Source organism: Thermovenabulum sp., from assembly GCF_049701175.1.
GTDB lineage: Bacteria > Bacillota > Thermosediminibacteria > Thermosediminibacterales > Thermosediminibacteraceae > Thermovenabulum.
On sequence record NZ_JBNATW010000017.1, the window covers coordinates 16885 to 37408 of the forward strand.

Below are 20524 nucleotides of genomic sequence, written 5' to 3' on the forward strand. Positions count from 1 at the left end.
AAATTTTATTTATAGGGAATTAATTTCTTTATACGCTTATAATCAGCGCTGCTGACAAAAGTGGGTTTTCTTAAATTTCTCTTTCTCTTCTTTGATTTATGAGTAAGAAGGTGGCTCTTATAAGCTTTTGCTCTTTTTATCTTCCCTGTTTTTGTTAAACTAAACCTTTTTGCAGCACCCCTGTGGGTCTTTATTTTTGGCATAGGTTTTCACTCCTTGCTCAAATTATTTTGCTTTGGTGCAAGCATCATAATCATATTCCTACCTTCTATAGTAGGAGGTTTTTCGACTTCACCTTTGTCTTTTACGCTTTCAGCAAACCGCTTTAAGACTTCTTCACCTAATTGGGAATGAGCTATTTCTCTTCCTCTAAATTTAATTGTGACCTTTACCTTATTGCCATCTTCTAAAAATCTAAGAGCACTTTTAACCCTTACCATAAAATCATGAGTCTCAATATTTGGGCTCATACGTATTTCTTTGATATTGATAACCTTCTGATTTTTTCTTGCCTCTTTTTCTTTTTTGCTCATTTCATATTTATATTTGCCGTAGTCCATTATTTTGCAGACTGGTGGTTTTGCATTTGCAGCAACTTTAACCAAATCCAATTGCTTTTCCTGCGCAAGTCGCAGTGCTTCCTTTAGCGGCATTATCCCCAATTGTTTCCCGTCAACATCGATAACCCTTACCTCTTTTGCTTTAATCTCGTGATTGACTTCTAAATCCTTTTCTTTTGTAATATTGTTCACCTCCAAAAAACAAAAATATTTAACTATAAAAATTAAAGGACAGGATTAATCCACCTGTCCCTTGACGCCTAAAAATACGAAAATTTATTAAATAAACTACGCGTCCTTAGGCACTTTTACCTTATTGGCTTTCGCCATAAGGTGAGAAGGTGGAATCCTTCTACTTTGAACGCCTATAAACTACTCACGCTAAATAATATACCATTTCTATTTTTTCATGTCAATGTTTCACTGCTTATTTTTTACTTTTTCCTTAATCTCATTTATAAACCTTTCAATTGTATAGCTTCCAAGATCTCCCTTTTCTCTGCTCCGTAAAGATATGGTATTGTTTGCCTCTTCTTTTTCACCAACTATTACCATATAGGGTATTTTTTGAAGCTGTGCTTCCCTAATTTTATACCCTATTTTTTCATTTCTTTCATCCAATTCTACCCTAATATCATGTTCTTCGAGTATTTCCTTAATCCGGTTTGCATAACCCATAAACTTTTCGCTGATAGGCAGTATCCTAACCTGCACGGGAGAAAGCCAAACAGGAAATGCTCCTGCAAAATGCTCTATCAAAATACCAATAAATCTTTCTATACTTCCAAAAACAACACGGTGAATCATTACAGGCCTATGCTTTTCTCCATCAGGCCCAATATAAGTAAGGTCGAAGCGCTCTGGCATCATGAAGTCAAGCTGTATGGTGCCACACTGCCATGTTCTTCCAATGCTGTCTTTCAGGTGGAAATCAATTTTTGGTCCATAAAATGCTCCATCGCCTTCATTGATCTTATAAAAAAGTCCCTTCTTGTCTAAAGCACCTTTCAAAGCATTCGTAGCCTTTTCCCAAAGTTCATCCGGGCCCATTGAATTTTCCGGCCTCGTAGAAAGTTCTACATGGTAGTCAAAACCAAAGACTTTATAAAAATAATCTACAAGGTCTATTACACCTAAAATCTCCTCTTCAATTTGAGAAGGCATCATGAAAATATGGGCATCATCTTGAGTAAAACACCTTACCCTTAAAAGCCCGTGAAGTACACCTGACAATTCATGGCGGTGAACAAGACCAAGTTCCGCAAGCCTTAAGGGCAGCTCCTTGTAGCTGTGAACGTCAGTTTTATAAAGAAGCATACCTCCCGGGCAGTTCATGGGTTTTATAGCGTAATCCTTCTCATCAATCTTTGTAAAATACATATTTTCCTTATAGTGATCCCAGTGTCCAGACCTTCTCCATAGTTCTTCGTTTAAAATTATCGGGGTTTTTATTTCCTGATACCCTCTTTTTTTGTGTTCCTTTCTCCAAAAATCAATCAATAGATTCCATAATATCATACCCTTTGGATGAAAGAAGGGGAAACCGGGCCCTTCTTCGTGTAGGCTGAATATACCCAATTCCCTTCCTAACTTCCTGTGGTCTCTTTTTTTAGCTTCTTCAATCCTCATAAGGTATCCTTCCAATTGTTTGTTCTCAGGGAAGGATGTTCCATATATCCTCTGAAGCATCTTATTTTTTTCATCGCCCTTCCAATATGCACCAGCAAGGCTCGTCAATTTGAAGGCTTTTATATATCCCGTAGAGGGCAAATGGGGACCTGCACAAAGATCAATAAACTCTCCTTGTTTATAAAAACTTATAGTAGCATCCTCAGGTAAATTTTCTAATAACTCCATCTTATAAGGCTCATCCAACTTTTTAAGTAGAGCCATACCTTCTTCTTTTGAGACTTCAAACCTTTCAATGGGCAAATCCTCTTCAATTATCTTCTTCATCTCCTTTTCTATTTTTTCAAAATCATCGGTAGAAAAACTTTCCTCTCTATCAAAATCGTAGTAAAATCCTTCTTCAATTGCTGGTCCAATTGCAAGTTTTGTTTGAGGAAACAATCTTTTAACTGCTTGGGCTAAGACGTGTGCGGTAGAGTGCCTAAATGCTTTTTTCCCCTCCTCATCGTCAAAAGTTAAAATTTTAACCTCTGAATCCTGATTTAACTTAGTTTTTAAGTCCACTATAATTCCGTTAACTTCTGCTACCAAAGCAACCTTTTTCTTATCAGGGAGATATGTTTTTAAAAAATCCAAAATGCTCGTTCCTTTTTCAACCTCTATTTCGATTCCTTCCACCTTTACTTTTATAAATTCCATATTCCTACCCTCTCCTTTTAATTTTAACTTATACTATTTCAATTTAAACTATTAAAAAAACCTCCCGTCCCCTGAAGGGACGAGAGGTTTCCTCCCGTGGTTCCACCCTAATTTTACTTTTTCGCTTTAAGGGGCTCTCCCCAAAGGCTCGGAGGTGGTCTTCAGCTTGCTATTCTCAGGGCTTTTTCACCATTCCGCCCCTCTCTTGGAGAAATCACAAGCCTACTCTTCTCCTCATTGCCCTATTTTTCAGTTTTAATTATATAATAATTCATAACAAAAAAATGTCAAGGGCAAATTACATTTTTAAAAAATATGATACCAAAGCTTGTATAAAGCCAATAAAAAAGCCTATTATACCGCCCAAAATCTCTATCTGCCTTAATTCCCTTTTTGAAAGTTGTATTATCAAATTTTCTAATTTTACAATATCAAAAGAATTTATTTTTTCTTCAACTATTTTACCTATTTTTATTTCTTCCCTGGCTTTATTCATTAAATCCCTTTTTAATTCATCAATTAATGGAAGGCCATAGTAATCAATGGCCTCATTAAAAAAATTTGAAACCATTTTTTTGGGAATAAATAACGGTAACTTTTCAATTATACGTTCGTTAATAATAAATTTTATTTTTTCAAGGATTTCATACTTTAAGGAACTATTTGACAATATCTTGGCAACTTCTTCAAAGGATAAAATTTCACTTTCTAAAGCATTTCCAATATTTTTTGCTATTTCATACCTTCTTTTAGGGATAATTCCCTGAAATTTCAATCCAAAAATATTCAAAGGCTCTATAGGCCAAAAAATAAGTTTTATAGCCAGTATGTTAGTTATCCAGCCTATAAATCCTCCTATAATGGGCATAGCCAACAAAAAAAAATAAATTTTCAATATAATCACCATGCCTTATTTTTTGGGTTTAACTTTACTGCAAAGTATGCAGTTTTCACATATTGTAACCCTTTCTTCGAAAATATTCAAAATAGCATCGAAAACATCCTTTTTCCCTTCCGATATTTCTCCATGGATGACTATTTTTTTGGGAGAAAGGTTTATCAGCAAGCTTATTAAAATATCATCTTTGCTTAATATTCCGTTTTGTTCTAACAATTTTTCAATCTCTGCATCCTTGATATCTTTCAAATCCGCATCAAGCAGCAAAATTTCTTTACCTTTAAAAAATAAATTTACAACTTCCTTCTTAGGCTCAAGATTTTTTACAAAAAACTTTAATAATGTTATAAAGTCTTTATATTCTTTTTCTATCAAAAGTTCATCAACAGCCTTATCAACAGCATCTTCAATTACCTCGATATAACTTTTTAGCCTGAAATTGATAAAACCTTCGATTATCAATACTTCGCTGTCCTCTATAAATTCCCTTACCTTTTGCTTTATTTTTTCTTTTCTTTCGAAGTAATCGGGTATCATCAATGTTTGTTCTTTTTTTTCCGATAATATTTTGACAGCAATCTCATAGGTGCGCACCCTATCCTCAGGTTTTAAATAGAAATGAAATTTATTAAGTATTTCGTAAATAACCTTTGGCTCCCAAAAGTCTATAATAATTTCGCTTATTACTTCAGATAATTTATTTTTTATAAAAATTTTCCCTTCCTCATTATTAAACTCATAATACAATTTATAAAAACTTAACGATTCTTTCTCTTCTTTTATTAAAAAAATATTTATGTCATATTTTTTTAATTCTTCAATAAGACAATTTATTTCATTTTCAATAAAATATAAGTTATGAAATGTTCCTATAGAGAAACATTTCATTGTAACCACTCCCTTCCCTCTTTACTATTATATTTCAAGCCTACAGAGCATATACGACAAAAGAAAGGGAGTGATTCCTTAAAAAGGTAATTATTTATATAAAAAAAATGGTGGGCGCTGTAAGGATTGAACTTACGACCCCTTCCGCGTCAAGGAAGTGCTCTCCCACTGAGCTAAGCGCCCACAACTGGTGCCGGGGACCGGAATCGAACCGGTATGGGTATTTCTACCCGCAGGATTTTAAGTCCTGTGCGTCTGCCTGTTCCGCCACCCCGGCTAAATTTAATTTTGGAGGCGGCACCCAGATTCGAACTGGGGAATAAAGGTTTTGCAGACCTCTGCCTTACCACTTGGCTATGCCGCCTTAAATAAAAAAATGGAGCGGAAGACGGGATTTGAACCCGCGACCCTCGCCTTGGCAAGGCGATGCTCTACCCCTGAGCCACTTCCGCGTAGAAATGGTGCCTTGGGGCGGAATCGAACCACCGACACGAGGATTTTCAGTCCTCTGCTCTACCGACTGAGCTACCAAGGCTCAAAAATATGGCGACCCAGAAGGGGCTCGAACCCTCGACCTCCAGCGTGACAGGCTGGCGTTCTAAACCAACTGAACTACTGGGCCGCGTTATGGTGGGCGAAACAGGGCTCGAACCTGTGACCCCATGCTTGTAAGGCATGTGCTCTCCCAGCTGAGCTATCCGCCCGCGAGACAATTCTTAGTATACCTGATAAGCTTTATTGTGTCAAAATCAAATTTGCGTAAATTACGCACAATATCCCTTCTTTTTTTTATTTTTCTCTCTTTTTTTCTTTTTTTCTAGTTATTATATTAATAATTTATTTTTCATTTTTATTTTCGGTTTTTATTTTCCCATCCTTTTCATCCATTACTTTTTCCGCAAGGTTAATCATCTTTTTTACCATATTACCTCCAATTTTCCCTACTTCTCTGGTTGTCATGTTTTCATAACCCCGTCTTTTTACATCATCATCTAAATTCAGTTCCTTTGCTACTTCTTCCTTTAAGCTTTCCAATTCATCTTTAGATTTTGGGTTTACCGGTTTTTTTCTTGCCATCATAAAACCTCCAAAATATTTTTTCTTATTATCCCCAGAGAACACAAACTTATTCGTTTTGCCTTTCTAAAATCTCTTTTAATGCCTTTAAAAATTTCTCATTATCTTCTCTTTTGCCAACAGAAACCCTTAGAGAGTATTTTAAAACATCTTCATCATAAATTCTGACTAATATACCTTTATTTTTAAGCTCCTCAAAAACCTTTTTAGCTTCAATATTAAGTTCGAGCAAAATAAAATTGGTTGAGGTAGAATAGAGCTTAATATTTTCTATCTTTTTTAACTCATTTAACAACCTTTCCCTTTCTTTAATAATTTCCTCTGCTTTAATCAAAAAACTTTCCCTGCGCTTTAATATCTCAGCAGCAGCAATTTGAGAAAACAGGTTCACATTGAAAGGTAACTTAACCCTATAGAGTTCCCTAATTACATCCTTGTTTCCTAATGCATAACCTACTCTTAATCCCGCAATGGAAAATATTTTTGACATAGTTCTAATAATTATAAGGTTTTCATACTTAGAAATTAAGTCTTTATATGTCCTTTTACCAAATTCAAAATATGCTTCATCAATGCATATAATACCCTTAAAATTTTTTATTATTTCCATAACAGCCTTATCATCTAAATAATCACCAGTAGGATTGTTTGGGAGGCACATAAACATTACCTGTTTAGTATCTTCCTTTATCTTGGGTAAAACCCTCTCTAAATCTATCTCAAACTTATAAAAATCCCCAATTTTTATTTTTTTCAAAGGAATTTTTATTACATTAGCACCAGAAATTTTAGCAAAGGCTTCATAGCTGGGAAACGTAGGCGCAAAAATAATTACTTCACTTCCAGGCCCGGCAAAAGCAAAATTTACATCCGCAATTATCTCATCGGCTCCGTTTCCGACAAAAATCTGCTCTTTATCAATATTACAGTATTCTGCTAACAAGTTTCTAAGCTCGGTACAACTAGGATCATTGTATAAATTAAAGTTTTTATATTTTACCTTTTTGAAGATTTCTTCTTTTATCTCCTCAGGAACATCAAAAAAGGATTCATTGGCATTAAGTTTTATTAAATAATCAGGTCTTTCTTCAAAAAAGGGTTCAATCTCGTATATTTCTTTTCTTAAATATTTAGTATCCAATTGTATTTCCTCCTTATTTTGTATATTTATACATCTGTTTTTGCGTTACTATATCATATAAAATGATTATAAGTCAATACTAATTAAAGATAAATAAAGATATAATTTTTCTTTATTACATTTAATATCTTTGATATAATAAATTGGAAAACTTTAATAAATGAAGGGAAGGGATTTCATTGAAAGAAAAGATCCAAGAAGTATTAAATAAAATTCGCCCATCACTGCAGGCTGATGGTGGAGATGTAGAATTGGTTGATGTTGATGAAAAGGAAGGAATAGTTAAAGTTAGGCTCACAGGCAGTTGTTTTGGATGTCCTTTTTCTACAATGACATTAAAAAATGGCATTGAGCAGATTTTAAAAGAGGAAGTACCTGAAGTAAAAGAAGTTAAAGCAGTATAATTTATAGGAGTACGGTTAAGCCGTACTCCTTATTTTAAATGACACGTATCATTTATTTTTACAATATAAGCTATATCCTTCAACTCTCCAAAACCATCAGCAAATATTTCCGTAACAGAAGCATTCCCTATTTTTAATTTAAAAAATACTGCTGTATTAATTTCTAAAATAGCAGAAATAAATGCTTTTATTGGTCCCCCGTGGGTCACCAAAATTATATTTTCGTCCTCATTATACGTTTTTAAAATATCATAAAATACAGAAGTAATTCTACTAATAAGGTCAGCAAGGCTTTCTCCTTCAGGTGGTTTTAAATAAAAAGGATTCTTCAACCAATTTATATATTCATCTCCTACTTCCCCTACCAATTCCTCGTAGGTTTTACCTTCCCATTTTCCAAAGCAAAGTTCCCGCAAATTAGGTGTTTTTATAATCGTTTTATTATGAAAAATGTTTATAATTCTTGCTGTCTCGTAAGCCCTACTAAGATCGCTTGAAAATATCGCAGAAATGTTTTCCCGACTAAATCTTTTTGCAAGTTTTAAAGCCTGTATTCTCCCAACATCACTCAGAGGTATGTCCAGCTGTCCTTGATATCTCGATTCTTTGTTCCACAAGGTTTCACCATGTCTAACTAAAAATATCCTCGGCATTTTACTCACCCATTCAAAAAAATCTTAAAATAGTAATTCTATTAAAACTAAGCATGCTATCTCTCCAAATTCGTTCAATGCCCCAAAAGTGTCTCCCGTCATACCCTTTAAGTTTTTTACTATGTATAAAGCAAAAATATACCCTAAAAAAAGTAATATTATAGAAAAATATAAAGCTTTTAATTTTAATACAATAATAAAGAGGATAATCGAGATAACCGTCGATATCAAAAACCTTACTTTCCCTTTACCGCAGTTAAAAGCCTTGCCCAGTCCTTTTTCTCTAGCATAAGGGAAAAATACTATACCAAAACTCATCAGCCATCTTCCTGTGACTGGGACTAAAATTAAAAAGACAGGATTTTCCTTTAAAATTGATAATATTCCGCAAAATTTTAACAAAACATCAAAAATAATACCCATTACTCCAAAAGCACCTAACCTGCTGTCCTTCATTATCTCTAATTTTTTTTCTTTTTCCTTTCCGCTAAAAATTCCGTCACAGGTATCTGCCAGCCCATCCATGTGCATTCCGCCTGTTATTAATGTTTCAACTGTAAGAAGAATAGAAGTAAGAAAAAAAATATCCATATATCTATTAAGTATAAAAAAAATAACGTATAAAACACTCCCAATAAGTGCGCCAATTAAAGGGAAAAAGGAAACCGAGAATTGTAAATCTCTTTCCGATATATCTTTTTTTAGAAATTGCGGAAACCGAGTCAAAAAAACAAGGGCTGTATAAAGAGGCAATAAAACCACCCCTATTTTATTTTTATGGGGATACCAGATACCATAAAATAGACCTCATCAGAAGCCTCTGCTATTCTTTGGTTGGCTTCCCCCAGTAAATCCCTGTAAAACCTTGCCAATGGATATTCGGGCACAATTCCTAAACCTACTTCATTTGATACAATTATAACTTTAGAATTTAAGAATTTTGCGCTTTTTAACATTTCATCTAATTCTCTAAGAAAATTTTCCCTAATTTTACTTTGAATATCTATCTCTTCGGAAAAATCTTTTAAAACCCAGTTGGAAGTATAAAAAGCAATACAATCTACAAGCACACCGTCGTGTTCTTTATATAAAACTTCCCTTGATATTTTCTTAAACACCTTAGATAGATACAAAGGCTCTTCAATGGTCAACCAGTTTTCAGGCCTTCTTTTCTTATGAATTTCTATTCTTTTTTTCATTTCTGCATCCTTTGCTTCAGCTGTAGCTATATAAATTATCTTTTCTCCCAAATTTTTTGCCATCTTCTCTGCAAAGGTACTTTTCCCGCTTCTTGCTCCACCTGTAATAAAAACCATCATATCATTTCCTCCTAAAGCATCACCCTAAGGTATCAACTTTTTTATGTCTTATTAGTAAATAAAGGAAAAACGGTCCCCCCACAAGTGCTGTTATAATGCCAACCGGTATCTCAGAAGGAGCTAATATTGTCCTTGCTGCTGTATCCATCATCATAAGATAAAATCCACCGAATAATGAAGAAAAAACATAAAGTTTTCTATGGTCAGGTCCAATTATTAGCCTAGAAATGTGAGGAATGATAAGCCCTACAAAACCTATTATACCACAAAAAGCTACAGCAGCAGCAGTAAGGAGAGAAGCACCTATTAAACATAATTTTTTTAATAGTTCCACATCAACTCCTGTAAAAAAAGCCGTTTCTTCTCCCAATTGAAGAACATTTAACTCCCTCAAAATAAAAAAGCCCACAATAAAGCCACTAAACCCATAAGGTATATTTATTATTACTTCCTTCCATCCCTGATAGGAAAAACTCCCCAAGTGCCAAAAATAAATATTTTTTAATTTGTCCCCAGAAGCATACATCAAAAATGAAACAATCGCCGAAAGGAAACTGCTAACAGCAATACCTGATAAAAGTATTGAATAAGAAAGGGCCTTACCATTAATTTGCGCTATAGACCATACTAAAAACACAGCCAAAAGGGCCCCTAAAAAAGAAAAAAAAGGAGTTGCACTCATTCCTAAAAAACTTACCCCTTGAAAATATAATATAGCAATAGAAGCCCCTAAGGATGCACCAGACGAAGCACCTATTACATAAGGATCGGTAAGAGGATTTCTAAACATGCCCTGATAAATCACACCGGCACAAGAAAGCTCTGCCCCAACAAGAAAAGAAAGTATTATCCTGGGGAGCCTAAAATTAATTATAATCGCTTTTTCAGCAAAGGTAATAAAATCATATTCCTTTCCAGTTACAAAGGAGAAAATAATAAGCAATATCTTTTTTGGTGGAATATAGAAAGCACCTATGCTAATAGATATTATGCTCCCCAGGAGAATTAAAAATATAAGTATCCCATACGCAAATCTCCTTGATATTTTGCGCAACATTTTTTCCTCCATAATTTTTTTATACTTTTAATTTTCTATTATTCTATTTTATGTTCATGCTACCTTTTGTTTTTTTATAATTTTTTATTTAAAGATTTCAGGATGTATTATTTTGGCAAATTCTTCGAGCCCATCAACTAAACGTGGGGTAGGTCTTTGAATGATATTTTCATCTACATAAAACACCTTATTGTTTTTTATAGCATTAATGTTTTCCCAACCGGGTCTTTTTAGGATATCCTCTTTTGACTGTCCGCTTGTGCCGTGATGAGAGAAAATAATAATATCCGGATTCTTTTCCACTATAATCTCCTGACTATACACAGGATAAGGTTTGTCTGCATCTCCCGCTATATTTTTCCCTCCCGCCTGAACTATCAAATCATTTACAAAAGTCCCTGGGCCAACCGTAGTAATGGGCGACGGCCATAATTCATAAAATACCTTGGGTTTTTTGTCATCAGGTATTGAAGCTACTTTTTCTTTTACTGAATTAATCCTGTTTTTTAAGGACTCCACAAGGGCTTTTGCATTATCTTCTTTACCAGTTGCCTTCCCTACAAGTATTAAACTGTCTAACATTTCATCGATATTTTTAGGTTCCAATACTATTACGGGGATTTTCATTTCCTCTAATTTTTTTACAGGTTTTTCATGCATTGTTGTTGCAAGCACAAGGTCAGGGTTTAATGATATTATTTTTTCAATACTTGGATTTGAAAAACCACCAATTTTTTCTTTGGTTTTTGCTTCTTCGGGATAATCGCAGTAATCTGTAACACCTACAAGCCTGTCGCCCAAACCCAAGGCAAATATTATCTCTGTATTACTTGGAGAAAGGGAAACAATCCTCAAAGGCTCTTTTTCAATAGTGACATCTCGGCCCATGCTGTCTTTTATAGTCACCGGGAATTTAATTTCATTAGATTTTTGATTTTGTGCATTAGTATCCCCAGTATCTTTGCAGCCAGCCATTGTTAAGGTTAAAGCAATAATTATAAAAAGAATAAATATATTTTTAAAAAATACTTTTGTATTCATTTGATTTTTCCTCCTACCCTTCTCTTATTTTTCTATCCTTAGATTCAATTTTTAGTAACTTATTAATAGAAAACACTATTTAACCATCTCAAACATTGGTATAAAATTAACACACTAAAACAATAACCCAACCTTTCGGAAATGAAAAGTTGGGTTTTCTATCTTCAATAATGTACTCCCCCTTTCCTCCGAAGGTTCAGTACAAAAGACTACAGGCAGGTCTCCTGGCTTCCGGCTCATCTTACCTGCACCTTCCCAGGGATATTCTCCCCAGTGGATTTTGCAGTTCATCACCGGTTACAGTGGCGGGACCGCTCAGGATTTTCACCTGATTCCCTTTTAAGCTTTTCAGCACCTGAAGTCTATAATTTTTATTAAAATTTTTTTTTGCTAAAAGTATTATAAATTAATTCCCTTTATTTTACAAGCTTCTTTAATCATTATTTTTATTTCTTCTGGATTATCCATAATAAGGGCTTTTTCAGCCAATTCTTTTGCTTCATCGTATTCAAAGGACCTTATAATTTTTTTAGCAAGGGGTATTGAAGTCGCACTCATAGAAAATTCATCAAGGCCTAAGCCCAATAGCAGAGGTACTGCTACCGGTTCTCCTGCCATTTCTCCACACATGCCCGTCCATTTTCCTTCCTTATGGGAAGCATCTATGACATTTTTAATTAGGCGTATTACTGCGGGATGGAAAGGTTCGTAAAGATACGCTATTTTCTCGTTCATTCTATCCACTGCCAATGTATATTGAATAAGGTCGTTTGTACCTATGCTGAAAAAGTCCACTTCCTTTGCCAAAAGGTCAGCACATATAGCTGCAGACGGTATTTCAACCATTATCCCTACTTCTATATTTTCATCAAAAGCTACTCCCTCTCTTCTCAATTCATCCTTTGCCTCTTTTAAAATTTCATTGGCCTTTCTTATTTCATCAAGTCCTGAGATCATGGGATACATTATCCTAATCTTACCATAGGCACTTGCGCGCAGAATTGCTCTTAATTGGGTCTTAAATAAATCTTTTCTATCCAAACACAACCTTATAGCCCTAAAACCAAGAAAGGGATTTAATTCCTCAGGCATGTTAAGATAAGGCAGTTTTTTATCACCACCAATATCGAGGGTCCTTATTATTACCGGCTTGCCCTTCATAGCCTCTGCTACTTCTTTATAAGCATTGAACTGTTCTTCTTCTGACGGCATCTCTTCCCTATCCATGTATAAAAACTCCGTGCGATAAAGTCCTATGCCTTCAGCCCCGTTTTCCAATGCCCCTTTAACGTCCTTGGGAGTGCCTATATTAGCTGATAATTCTACTTTTCTTTTTTTGTCTTTGGTTTCGGCACTCAATAAAAGTAGGTTTTTCATTTCTTCTTTCATTTTTAAATACTCAATTCTCTTTTCTTCAAAGCTCCTTAAGGTTTCTTCATCAGGGTTGACCAATAAAAATCCGTTCAGCCCATCTATTATTACAATATCTCCATCTTTAACATTATCGCTTATTTCTTTTAAACCTACCACAGCAGGAATTTCTAAGGAACGTGCCATAATAGCAGTATGAGAAGTTCTTCCACCCATATCGGTAGCAAAAGCCAAAACCTTGTTTTTATCTAACTGAGCGGTATCGGAAGGGGTTAAGTCTTTTGCTATAATTATTACCGTTTCATCAAGCTCGGACAAATTTTTAATTGGTATGCCCAATATGTTTCTTATTATCCTTTCGCCTACATCCTTTATATCAGCTGCTCTTTCTCTCATGTAGTCATCTTCCATAGCAGAAAAAATATCAATATATCCATCAATTACTGTTTTAACCGCATACTCTGCACAAGTTTTTTCCGTTTTTATTTTTTCTTCTATCTCTGAAAAAAGCACAGGGTCTTCTAAAACCATCAAATGAGCTTCAAAAATTTTTGCTTTATCTTCTCCGAGTTTTTCCATTGTATTTTCTTTTATCTTTTCCAGCTGTTCCTTAGAAATTTTAATAGAATGATTTAATTTTTCTAACTCCAATTCGATTTCATCATCGTTAATTTTTCTAGGTTCCACCTTTATTTCAATATTTTTGTAAATATAAGCCTTTCCTATAGCTATACCCGGTGAAGCTGCTATACCTTTATACATATTCTCCCCCCATACTTAATCTTCTTTTTTAAAAATATCTTCAACCTCTCTTACAATCCTATACGGCTTAGTAACAATTCTTATAGGCAGCGAAAGGATAAATTTTTTAATATCCCCTTCCAATTCCTTGGTCATTCTGTAGGGCTTTGTTAAAATCCTTTCAATAAAATCCAAGGCATAATTTTCTATTAGCTTTTCTTTGCGTATTTCGATTTCATTGCCGCAGTTTTCACATTTTATCCTCTTTAAAACATTACCCACATAGTATACTGTATGAGGCGTGTTTTTGTTGCAATGAAGGCAGAAAAGTTCGGCTTCCATCTTAGAGGTCTTTATATCCATACAAGGACCTCCCGACTTTTTTATATAACTATACTATAACCTTAATTCATTAATGTTTCAATAATTTTCTAACCGATTTTGTGAATAGGAACACCCAATAGGTCAAAAGCACTTTCCATTGTTACCTCGCTTAATGTGGGATGAGGATGAACAACATTTGCCAATTCTTCTGCAGTACACTCCAATTTCATTGCAAGCACTCCTTCTGAAATTAGCTCTGTTACATTGGGTCCTATCATATGAATCCCTAATATTTCATTATATTTGGGCTCAGATATTATTTTGATAAATCCAACACTTTCTCCCAAAGTCAATGCTCTTCCATTAGCTACGAAAGGAAACTTTCCTATTTTTACATCCCCGTATATTTTTCTTGCTTCATCTTCGGTCATTCCTACGCTTGCAATTTCAGGTTTTGAATAAACGCAATAAGGAATGGCTTTGTAATCCATTTTTTCCTCTTCTCCTAAAATGTTTTTAGCCGCAACTATCCCCTCGTGAGAGGCTACATGGGCAAGCTGATATCTTCCTACCACATCTCCTATTGCGTATATATTATCAATACTCGTTTGCAGTTTTTCATTAACAATTATTCCTCTATCACTTTTTTTAATGTTAATCCGGCCAATAGGGCTAAAATCAGGTTTTCTCCCTACAGAGATAAGTAGCTTTTCTACCTTATACTCTTTGATTTCATTTTCCTCCATTACGGTTAATTTCAATTTCCCTTCATCCCTTGCAATTTCAGCAACCCTTGAATTTAAAACTACCTTTATCCCAGCTTTTTTTAAGTGATTCTTTATTTCTTCCGATATCTCCCTGTCGAAATTTGGGATTAATCTATCCTGCATTTCTATTATGGTCGTATCCACACCAAAGGCTTTTAAAATACCTGCCATTTCTACCCCTATAACGCCCCCACCCATTATACCAATAGAAGAAGGAAGCTCTTTCAAATTCAAAACCTCTTCACTGGTCATAACTTCTGGTAGATCAATGCCGGGAATCGAAGGTTTTATAGGTTTTGACCCAGAAGCAATAATAATATTGTCAGCTGTTATTATTTGTACAGAATCTTGGAAATAAATCTCTACCGTTTTTTCATCTTCGAGAATTGCCTCTCCTTTATACACATTAACCCTGTTTGCTTTTAAAAGGTTTTCCACTCCTTTTTGAAGGGTTCTCACAACCTTTTCCTTGTATTTCATCAACCCATCCCAATTAAAAGAAGCCTTTTCTACTTCAATGCCAAAAATTTTTGACTTCTTAAGAGCAGAATAAACCTCTGCGCTGTGGCTAAAAACCTTTGTAGGGATGCAACCACGATTTAAGCAGGTCCCTCCTAATTCTCCTTTTTCAATTAATGCCACCTTTTTATTTTTTTTCCCTAAATAAATGGCGGCGACGTATCCGCCAGGACCGCCGCCGATTATAGCCACATCATAATGCATAGCAAAATCTCCTCCCTAATTATAAAAGCATCTCTAATGGATTTTCTAAAATTTCTTTTACCCTGCTTAAAAATTTAGCTCCAACGACACCGTCAATAATTCTGTGGTCGCAGGAAAGGGTCAATTTCATTATAGGCTTTATTTTTATTTCATCATTTTCGTCAACTATGGGTGTTTTAATTATTTTCCCTACAGCAAGGATTGCGCTCTCCGGTAGATTTATTACAGCCTTAAATTCTTCTATACCAAACATCCCAAGGTTTGAAATTGTAAAGGTTCCGCCCTGATAATCATCCGGCAAAAGTTTGCCTGACCTTGCCTTGTTTATAAGTTCGAAACTTTCCTTTGAAATTTCGCTTAAACCTTTCTTATCGGCATTTCTAATGACCGGTACAACAAGCCCCTCGTCTAAAGCTACTGCAAGTCCAATATTAACATCTTCCTTATAAACTATATATCCCTCTTCTAAACTGCTGTTAACAATTGGAAATTCTCTTAATGCCCTTGCAGCTGCCTTTATAAGAATATCATTCAAAGAAAGTTTTACCCCGTTTATTTTTTCTATTTTTTCTGAAAGACTCTCCCTCAATTTCATGACATTTGTCATATCAACAGATAAAGTTAAATAAAAATGAGGAGCCTCTTGTTTACTGGTTTTCATCTTCTCTGCTATTATCTTCCTCGGGCCAGATAAGGGTATCTTTTTTACCCTTTCCTCAAAAGTTTGACTTTCTTTTAATTTTTCCAAAACATCCTCTTTTGTAATCCTTACTCCCCCTTGCTTTACAATTTTAGAAAGTTCTATGCCCTTTTCCGCGGCAATTTTCTTAGCAACGGGTGTAGCCTTGATTTTTTCTATGTAATTTAATACATCCTTTTCTACAATTCTACCTTCAGGACCAGTAGGTGTTATTTCTTTAAGATCTACATTGTTTTCCCTTGCTACCCTTTTTGCTGCCGGAGATGCTTTTATTTTATTTATCTCCTCGTCTGCAGCCTCCGCATTATATTCCTCACCTTCTTTTGTAATTACCGCAATAATCTCTCCTACAGGAACAACCTGCCCCTCGGAAAAAAATATTTTTCTTAAAATACCGCTTTCCGGACATTCTTCTTCCAAATTCACTTTGTCAGTTTGTATCTCAAGGAGGGGTTCACCCTTTTCAACCTTATCTCCTTCTTTTTTTAGCCAACGTATGATAGTACCTTCCGTCATTGTTGTGCCAAGCTTGGGCATTTTTACTTCAAAGGCCATGTTTTTTCCTCCTACCTTAAAATTTCTTTTACAGCCTTTACAATATCTTCTACTTGAGGTACCGCGTGTCTTTCAAGATTTGGATTATAAGGAATAGGAATATCTTTCCCTGCAAGTCTCTTAACAGGGGCATCTAAATAATCAAATGCTTCGCTTTCAATAATACCTGCTGCAACTTCTGCACCCCACCCAAAGCTTTTTGGGTCATCTTCAACAATCAAAACACGCCCTGTTCTTTTTATAGATTTAATTATAGTTTCCATATCTAAAGGCTTTAAAGTCATTGGATCTATAATTTCAACATCTATGCCTTCCTTTTCAAGTTCTTTTGCGGCTTCCATTGCTCTTATCACCATTATCGAACCGGCAACAATCGTTATATCTTTGCCCTTCCTCTTGACATCAGCTTTCCCTAAAGGAAGCACATAATCTCCTTCCGGAACTTCACCCTTAACCCTGTATAAAAGTTTATGTTCGAAAAATACCACCGGGTTGTCATCCCGTATTGCAGCTTTTATAAGACCTTTCACGTCATAGGGAGTTGAAGGCATAACCACTTTTAATCCCGGAAAATGAGCAAAAACTGCTGGGAAGCTCTGTGAATGTTGAGCTGCTGCGCCAGTACCCGACCCCATGGGAGTCCTGAGCACCATCGGTACCTTAGCTTTCCCACCAAACATGTACCTGATTTTTGCCCCTTGATTTACCAGCTGCTCCATTGCAAGGGTAGTAAAGTCCGAAAACATAATCTCTACAACCGGTCTTAATCCGCAAAGTGCAGCTCCTACACCTATACCCGTAATTGCCTGTTCGGATATAGGCGTATCTATTACTCTTTCCTCGCCAAATTCCTGAACTAGGCCCTTTGTTACTCCAAAAGCGCCTCCATAAATTCCAATATCTTCTCCTATTAAAAAAACTCTTTCATCTCTTAGCATTTCTTCCCTTAAGCCTTCTCTAAGGGCTTCTATATATAGCTTTTCTGCCATTTTCCACACCTCTTTTGTGCAAGGTTTTATGCATATACATCTGATTCTATATCATCTATGGAAGGTTCAGGACTTTCCACAGCAAACTTCAATGCTTCTTCTATATCTTTTACTACTTCTTTTTCGATGCTTTCAATTTCTTCAATGGTAGCTATATTCTCCATTATCAGTTTTTCCTTATACCTTTTAATCGGGCATTTAAGCTTCCAAGATTCAATCTCTTCTTTGGTCCTATATAAATTGGCGTCGCTTTTTGAATGTCCCAACCATCTATAGGTTTTTGCTTCTATTAAAGAGGGCCCTTCTCCTCTTCTTGCCCTTTCCACCGCTTCCTTTACAGCATTATAAACTTCTTCAACATCATTGCCGTCTACTACAATGCCAGGCATGCTGTACGCAGCAGCCCTTTCAGCAATATTAGCTACTGCTGTAGATTTAGAAACATGCAAAGACATGCCGTAAACGTTGTTTTCACAAATATATACCACAGGAAGCTTCCACAAAGATGCAATGTTTAGTGATTCATGAAAAACCCCCTGATTATTGGCGCCATCTCCGAAAAAGCAAAGGGTTACCTTGTTGTCCCTTTTCAACTTTGACGCAAGGGCAGCTCCAGTAGCAATGGGAATACCACCACCTACTATACCGTTCGCACCCAAATTGCCTGATTCGATATCGGCAATATGCATTGAGCCGCCTCTCCCCTTGCAGTAACCCGTCTCCCTTCCTAATAATTCTGCAAACATTAAAGGAAGTTTTCCACCTTTAGCAATGCAGTGTCCGTGTCCCCTATGAGTACTTGTAATCATATCATCCTCTTTTATAGCTGCAATAGCTCCCACGGCAGTTGCCTCTTCACCGATTGAAAGGTGGCATGTCCCCCAAATCATATTGGCTTTAAAAAGCCTATCAACTTCCTGTTCAAATAGCCTTATTTCATACATTTTCCTATACATCCAAAGACGTTTTTCTTTTGTAAGTTCCAATTTTAATCACCCCATGCTAATTTTTCTGCAAACCAAACCTTACACATCTTTATAGCAATAATCGTGCCATATAATAATTTAATTTTTTTTACCCAATAAATAAGGCATTTTTGCACATAATATGCCACATTTTATGCATGTAGTCCATGCCAGGCGCACAAAAAAATACCCCGTCTAGTACGGGGCATTTTTTTATTTCTTTATCCAAATATTTTCTCTTGCAATCTCCTCAGCTGAACTACTGTAGAATTTTCGTCCAACTTAACAGCATCGTAAGTTATTATGTCGCCTTTCTTCACATCTTTTATTAACACCGTATTTTTATTAACAAGCCCAATGGGCAAGGCATTTTCCTTTTTTGCGTTTTCATAGGTATCAATTAATCCATAAATGGTATATCCACCAATTCCATCCAATCGTTCGCCTTTTTTAAGGTCCCTTTTAGCAACAGTAATCGTTTCCGATACCGGCTTCCCTATAGGAACAATTGTAGGTTCTTTATAAAAATATGCTCTTGCAATGGAAATGGGGGTTTCTAAACTTGTAAGGTGGTAAGGTCTATAAAAAACGTAATTTGGTCCTTCTCCCATTGAAAGATATGCCAATTCTTCCTTAATGGTATCCGATTTAGTTGTTACTACAACAAAAACACCAGGAGCAACCCCTTTTACAAACTCCACTACTCCGGTTTTTTCAAGTATCCCACCCTGCTCCTTTAGTGAAAATATTTTAGGTAGGTCTTCCACCCTACCTTCAGGTCCTATCAATCCCCTTTTCGTCGGTAAAAGTCCCGTAGCATTTGATACCGCAGTCAACTCCACCATAGTTTTGGTACCATCAACGAAAGATGTAAGCATTTTGGGGTTCATGTTATATTTTGTCGCCTTTTTTATAATATCTTTGTCTTCCGGAGTAGCTTCACAATTTAATGGATTATTCTTTCCTTTACCTGCAGCAATTATTTCAAAACCCATGCTATCTGCAAAATCATAAAGTTCTTTAATAGCACCAGGTTCATCTCCCGCAGAAACTGTGTAGACAACCCCTGCTGTATCCGCCATTTTTTTTAATATCGGTCCTATGGTAACATCGGTTTCTACATTGAGCATAACAACATGCTTGCCATTGATTATTGAGCTAAGAGCTATGTTCGCTCCTGCCTCTGTTACTCCCGTAGCATCTACTACAATATCAATCGAATTTGAACCGGTAATAACATTATAATCATCGGTAACGGCAAAATAACCACGACCTATTATTTCATCCAATTCAACTGAACTACTTGCAATTTTAATATCTTCTTCCTTTATTCCAGCCATTTTATAAGCAAGCTTTGCTTCATTAACATCCAAATCGCAAACACAAGAAATGCTCATTCCTTTAAGAGTACAAACTTGGGAAACAAGTCCCCTCCCCATTTGACCTGCTCCTACAAGACCTATTCTTATTTTTTTACCTTCTTCCTCCAGTTTCAATAACTTTTGTTTTAAATTTAACATTACGCTCTCCTTCCTTCTATTATTCACCTTCTATTCGTATTTTATCTCCGAGAAATACATCGGGCAGTAATTTATCCTCAAGGTGAATATAACCAGGGAGTTCAGGGGTACTACTTCCATCAAATTTAAACACACAGTGTCCAATTTTCCTAATATTGCCATTTGCTTGTTCCCCTACAGCAGTCACTTTATACGGTACATCTTTAAAATATACAGTATCACCCACAGCCACATCCTTTTGCAATTCTGCCTTTGTATGGGTTATCGAAATTTCTTTTAATTCCATCGGACAGTCCTCATTAAAAATTATTAATACCTTTTGTTTCAAATACTCTGCAACCAATTCCCCAATCCTTTTGACCATGACCTCGTATTTGACCATAAAAAACCTCCTCAAAATTATAAAAATTCCCTTATACATTAATTGTTCTCCAAAATAATCTTAAAACCTTCTTTTGTTAATTTTATTATAAAAAGTCATTTTTATACAGTCAAACTTTTAT

21 protein-coding genes, 7 tRNA genes and 1 riboswitch are annotated in these 20524 nt (G+C 35.5%); of the genes, 1 reads left to right on the plus strand and 27 read right to left on the minus strand.

What is annotated here, in order from left to right:
- Positions 1 to 5: 5 nt before the first annotated feature.
- The 14 genes from rpmI to hisC all read right to left on the minus strand — a co-directional run bounded on the left by rpmI (position 6) and on the right by hisC (position 6892).
- Complete coding sequence (gene rpmI, locus ACPLVF_RS07065; protein ID WP_424907136.1) at positions 6 to 203, minus strand: 50S ribosomal protein L35; 198 nt, start codon at positions 201 to 203, stop codon at positions 6 to 8.
- 6 nt (positions 204 to 209) lie between these two features.
- Complete coding sequence (gene infC, locus ACPLVF_RS07070) at positions 210 to 752, minus strand: translation initiation factor IF-3 (RefSeq protein WP_424907137.1); 543 nt, start codon at positions 750 to 752, stop codon at positions 210 to 212.
- Positions 753 to 980: 228 nt separating this feature from the next.
- Complete coding sequence (thrS, locus tag ACPLVF_RS07075; protein ID WP_424907138.1) at positions 981 to 2888, minus strand: threonine--tRNA ligase; 1908 nt, start codon at positions 2886 to 2888, stop codon at positions 981 to 983.
- 298 nt (positions 2889 to 3186) lie between these two features.
- Positions 3187 to 3783, minus strand: a complete 597-nt coding sequence (locus ACPLVF_RS07080; RefSeq protein WP_424907139.1) for a DUF445 domain-containing protein — start codon at positions 3781 to 3783, stop codon at positions 3187 to 3189.
- A 15-nt stretch (positions 3784 to 3798) separates the two neighbouring features.
- Positions 3799 to 4674, minus strand: a complete 876-nt coding sequence (gene ytxC, locus ACPLVF_RS07085; RefSeq protein WP_424907140.1) for a sporulation protein YtxC — start codon at positions 4672 to 4674, stop codon at positions 3799 to 3801.
- Positions 4675 to 4782: 108 nt separating this feature from the next.
- A tRNA-Val gene (locus tag ACPLVF_RS07090) sits at positions 4783 to 4857 on the minus strand.
- A gap of 5 nt (positions 4858 to 4862) precedes the next feature.
- A tRNA-Leu gene (locus ACPLVF_RS07095) sits at positions 4863 to 4951 on the minus strand.
- Positions 4952 to 4963: 12 nt separating this feature from the next.
- Positions 4964 to 5038, minus strand: a tRNA-Cys gene (locus ACPLVF_RS07100).
- A 13-nt stretch (positions 5039 to 5051) separates the two neighbouring features.
- A tRNA-Gly gene (locus ACPLVF_RS07105) sits at positions 5052 to 5126 on the minus strand.
- A gap of 7 nt (positions 5127 to 5133) precedes the next feature.
- A tRNA-Phe gene (locus ACPLVF_RS07110) sits at positions 5134 to 5209 on the minus strand.
- A 9-nt stretch (positions 5210 to 5218) separates the two neighbouring features.
- Positions 5219 to 5296: transfer RNA gene (locus ACPLVF_RS07115), tRNA-Asp, on the minus strand.
- A 6-nt stretch (positions 5297 to 5302) separates the two neighbouring features.
- A tRNA-Val gene (locus ACPLVF_RS07120) sits at positions 5303 to 5378 on the minus strand.
- 133 nt (positions 5379 to 5511) lie between these two features.
- Positions 5512 to 5751 (minus strand): small, acid-soluble spore protein, alpha/beta type, encoded by a 240-nt coding sequence (locus ACPLVF_RS07125; RefSeq protein ID WP_424907167.1) that lies wholly within the window; start codon positions 5749 to 5751, stop codon positions 5512 to 5514.
- Between the two features lie 49 nt (positions 5752 to 5800).
- Positions 5801 to 6892, minus strand: a complete 1092-nt coding sequence (hisC, locus tag ACPLVF_RS07130; protein WP_424907141.1) for a histidinol-phosphate transaminase — start codon at positions 6890 to 6892, stop codon at positions 5801 to 5803.
- Positions 6893 to 7071: 179 nt separating this feature from the next.
- Between hisC and ACPLVF_RS07135 the strand changes: the two genes are divergently transcribed.
- Positions 7072 to 7296 carry a NifU family protein gene (locus tag ACPLVF_RS07135; protein WP_424907142.1) on the plus strand — a complete coding sequence of 75 codons (225 nt, stop codon included), beginning with the start codon at positions 7072 to 7074 and terminating at the stop codon, positions 7294 to 7296.
- 29 nt (positions 7297 to 7325) lie between these two features.
- Here ACPLVF_RS07135 and ACPLVF_RS07140 read toward each other — a convergent pair whose 3' ends face one another.
- The 13 genes from ACPLVF_RS07140 to ACPLVF_RS07200 form a co-directional block, all read right to left on the minus strand.
- A complete protein-coding gene (locus ACPLVF_RS07140) occupies positions 7326 to 7949 on the minus strand; it encodes a histidine phosphatase family protein (RefSeq protein WP_424907143.1) in 624 nt (207 codons plus the stop codon).
- Between the two features lie 24 nt (positions 7950 to 7973).
- Positions 7974 to 8711 (minus strand): adenosylcobinamide-GDP ribazoletransferase, encoded by a 738-nt coding sequence (gene cobS, locus ACPLVF_RS07145; RefSeq protein WP_424907144.1) that lies wholly within the window; start codon positions 8709 to 8711, stop codon positions 7974 to 7976.
- A 2-nt stretch (positions 8712 to 8713) separates the two neighbouring features.
- Positions 8714 to 9268, minus strand: a complete 555-nt coding sequence (cobU, locus tag ACPLVF_RS07150; protein ID WP_424907145.1) for a bifunctional adenosylcobinamide kinase/adenosylcobinamide-phosphate guanylyltransferase — start codon at positions 9266 to 9268, stop codon at positions 8714 to 8716.
- 19 nt (positions 9269 to 9287) lie between these two features.
- On the minus strand, positions 9288 to 10325 hold the full coding sequence (locus ACPLVF_RS07155) for a FecCD family ABC transporter permease (protein WP_424907146.1): 1038 nt from the start codon (positions 10323 to 10325) through the stop codon (positions 9288 to 9290).
- An 84-nt stretch (positions 10326 to 10409) separates the two neighbouring features.
- Positions 10410 to 11366 carry an ABC transporter substrate-binding protein gene (locus ACPLVF_RS07160; RefSeq protein ID WP_424907147.1) on the minus strand — a complete coding sequence of 319 codons (957 nt, stop codon included), beginning with the start codon at positions 11364 to 11366 and terminating at the stop codon, positions 10410 to 10412.
- 197 nt (positions 11367 to 11563) lie between these two features.
- Positions 11564 to 11740, minus strand: a riboswitch (cobalamin riboswitch).
- Positions 11741 to 11765: 25 nt separating this feature from the next.
- Entirely contained in the window at positions 11766 to 13499 is a 1734-nt protein-coding gene (gene ptsP, locus ACPLVF_RS07165) for a phosphoenolpyruvate--protein phosphotransferase (RefSeq protein WP_424907148.1), read from the minus strand.
- Positions 13500 to 13514: 15 nt separating this feature from the next.
- Positions 13515 to 13841 (minus strand): bh protein, encoded by a 327-nt coding sequence (locus ACPLVF_RS07170; protein ID WP_424907149.1) that lies wholly within the window; start codon positions 13839 to 13841, stop codon positions 13515 to 13517.
- 68 nt (positions 13842 to 13909) lie between these two features.
- Entirely contained in the window at positions 13910 to 15292 is a 1383-nt protein-coding gene (lpdA, locus tag ACPLVF_RS07175) for a dihydrolipoyl dehydrogenase (protein ID WP_424907150.1), read from the minus strand.
- A 19-nt stretch (positions 15293 to 15311) separates the two neighbouring features.
- Positions 15312 to 16547 carry a dihydrolipoamide acetyltransferase family protein gene (locus tag ACPLVF_RS07180; protein WP_424907151.1) on the minus strand — a complete coding sequence of 412 codons (1236 nt, stop codon included), beginning with the start codon at positions 16545 to 16547 and terminating at the stop codon, positions 15312 to 15314.
- 11 nt (positions 16548 to 16558) lie between these two features.
- Positions 16559 to 17536: an alpha-ketoacid dehydrogenase subunit beta gene (locus ACPLVF_RS07185; RefSeq protein ID WP_424907152.1), complete on the minus strand. Its 978-nt coding sequence runs from the start codon at positions 17534 to 17536 to the stop codon at positions 16559 to 16561.
- A gap of 26 nt (positions 17537 to 17562) precedes the next feature.
- Positions 17563 to 18522 (minus strand): thiamine pyrophosphate-dependent dehydrogenase E1 component subunit alpha, encoded by a 960-nt coding sequence (locus ACPLVF_RS07190; protein WP_424907153.1) that lies wholly within the window; start codon positions 18520 to 18522, stop codon positions 17563 to 17565.
- Positions 18523 to 18722: 200 nt separating this feature from the next.
- Positions 18723 to 20021, minus strand: a complete 1299-nt coding sequence (locus ACPLVF_RS07195; protein WP_424907154.1) for an NAD(P)H-dependent oxidoreductase — start codon at positions 20019 to 20021, stop codon at positions 18723 to 18725.
- A gap of 19 nt (positions 20022 to 20040) precedes the next feature.
- Positions 20041 to 20403 carry a PTS glucitol/sorbitol transporter subunit IIA gene (locus ACPLVF_RS07200; RefSeq protein ID WP_424907155.1) on the minus strand — a complete coding sequence of 121 codons (363 nt, stop codon included), beginning with the start codon at positions 20401 to 20403 and terminating at the stop codon, positions 20041 to 20043.
- Between the last annotated feature and the right edge of the window lie 121 nt (positions 20404 to 20524).

Excerpts from the sequence above, each read along its gene's own strand:
- rpmI (WP_424907136.1), bottom strand. The coding sequence starts at position 203 with ATGCCAAAAATAAAGACCCACAGGGGTGCTGCAAAAAGGTTTAGTTTA.
- thrS (WP_424907138.1), bottom strand. The coding sequence starts at position 2,888 with ATGGAATTTATAAAAGTAAAGGTGGAAGGAATCGAAATAGAGGTTGAA.
- ytxC (WP_424907140.1), bottom strand. The coding sequence starts at position 4,674 with ATGAAATGTTTCTCTATAGGAACATTTCATAACTTATATTTTATTGAA.
- ACPLVF_RS07125 (WP_424907167.1), bottom strand. The coding sequence starts at position 5,751 with ATGGCAAGAAAAAAACCGGTAAACCCAAAATCTAAAGATGAATTGGAA.
- ACPLVF_RS07140 (WP_424907143.1), bottom strand. The coding sequence starts at position 7,949 with ATGCCGAGGATATTTTTAGTTAGACATGGTGAAACCTTGTGGAACAAA.
- cobU (WP_424907145.1), bottom strand. The coding sequence starts at position 9,268 with ATGATGGTTTTTATTACAGGTGGAGCAAGAAGCGGGAAAAGTACCTTT.
- ACPLVF_RS07155 (WP_424907146.1), bottom strand. The coding sequence starts at position 10,325 with ATGTTGCGCAAAATATCAAGGAGATTTGCGTATGGGATACTTATATTT.
- ACPLVF_RS07160 (WP_424907147.1), bottom strand. The coding sequence starts at position 11,366 with ATGAATACAAAAGTATTTTTTAAAAATATATTTATTCTTTTTATAATT.
- ptsP (WP_424907148.1), bottom strand. The coding sequence starts at position 13,499 with ATGTATAAAGGTATAGCAGCTTCACCGGGTATAGCTATAGGAAAGGCT.
- ACPLVF_RS07170 (WP_424907149.1), bottom strand. The coding sequence starts at position 13,841 with ATGGATATAAAGACCTCTAAGATGGAAGCCGAACTTTTCTGCCTTCAT.
- lpdA (WP_424907150.1), bottom strand. The coding sequence starts at position 15,292 with ATGCATTATGATGTGGCTATAATCGGCGGCGGTCCTGGCGGATACGTC.
- ACPLVF_RS07180 (WP_424907151.1), bottom strand. The coding sequence starts at position 16,547 with ATGGCCTTTGAAGTAAAAATGCCCAAGCTTGGCACAACAATGACGGAA.
- ACPLVF_RS07185 (WP_424907152.1), bottom strand. The coding sequence starts at position 17,536 with ATGGCAGAAAAGCTATATATAGAAGCCCTTAGAGAAGGCTTAAGGGAA.
- ACPLVF_RS07195 (WP_424907154.1), bottom strand. The coding sequence starts at position 20,021 with ATGTTAAATTTAAAACAAAAGTTATTGAAACTGGAGGAAGAAGGTAAA.
- ACPLVF_RS07200 (WP_424907155.1), bottom strand. The coding sequence starts at position 20,403 with ATGGTCAAATACGAGGTCATGGTCAAAAGGATTGGGGAATTGGTTGCA.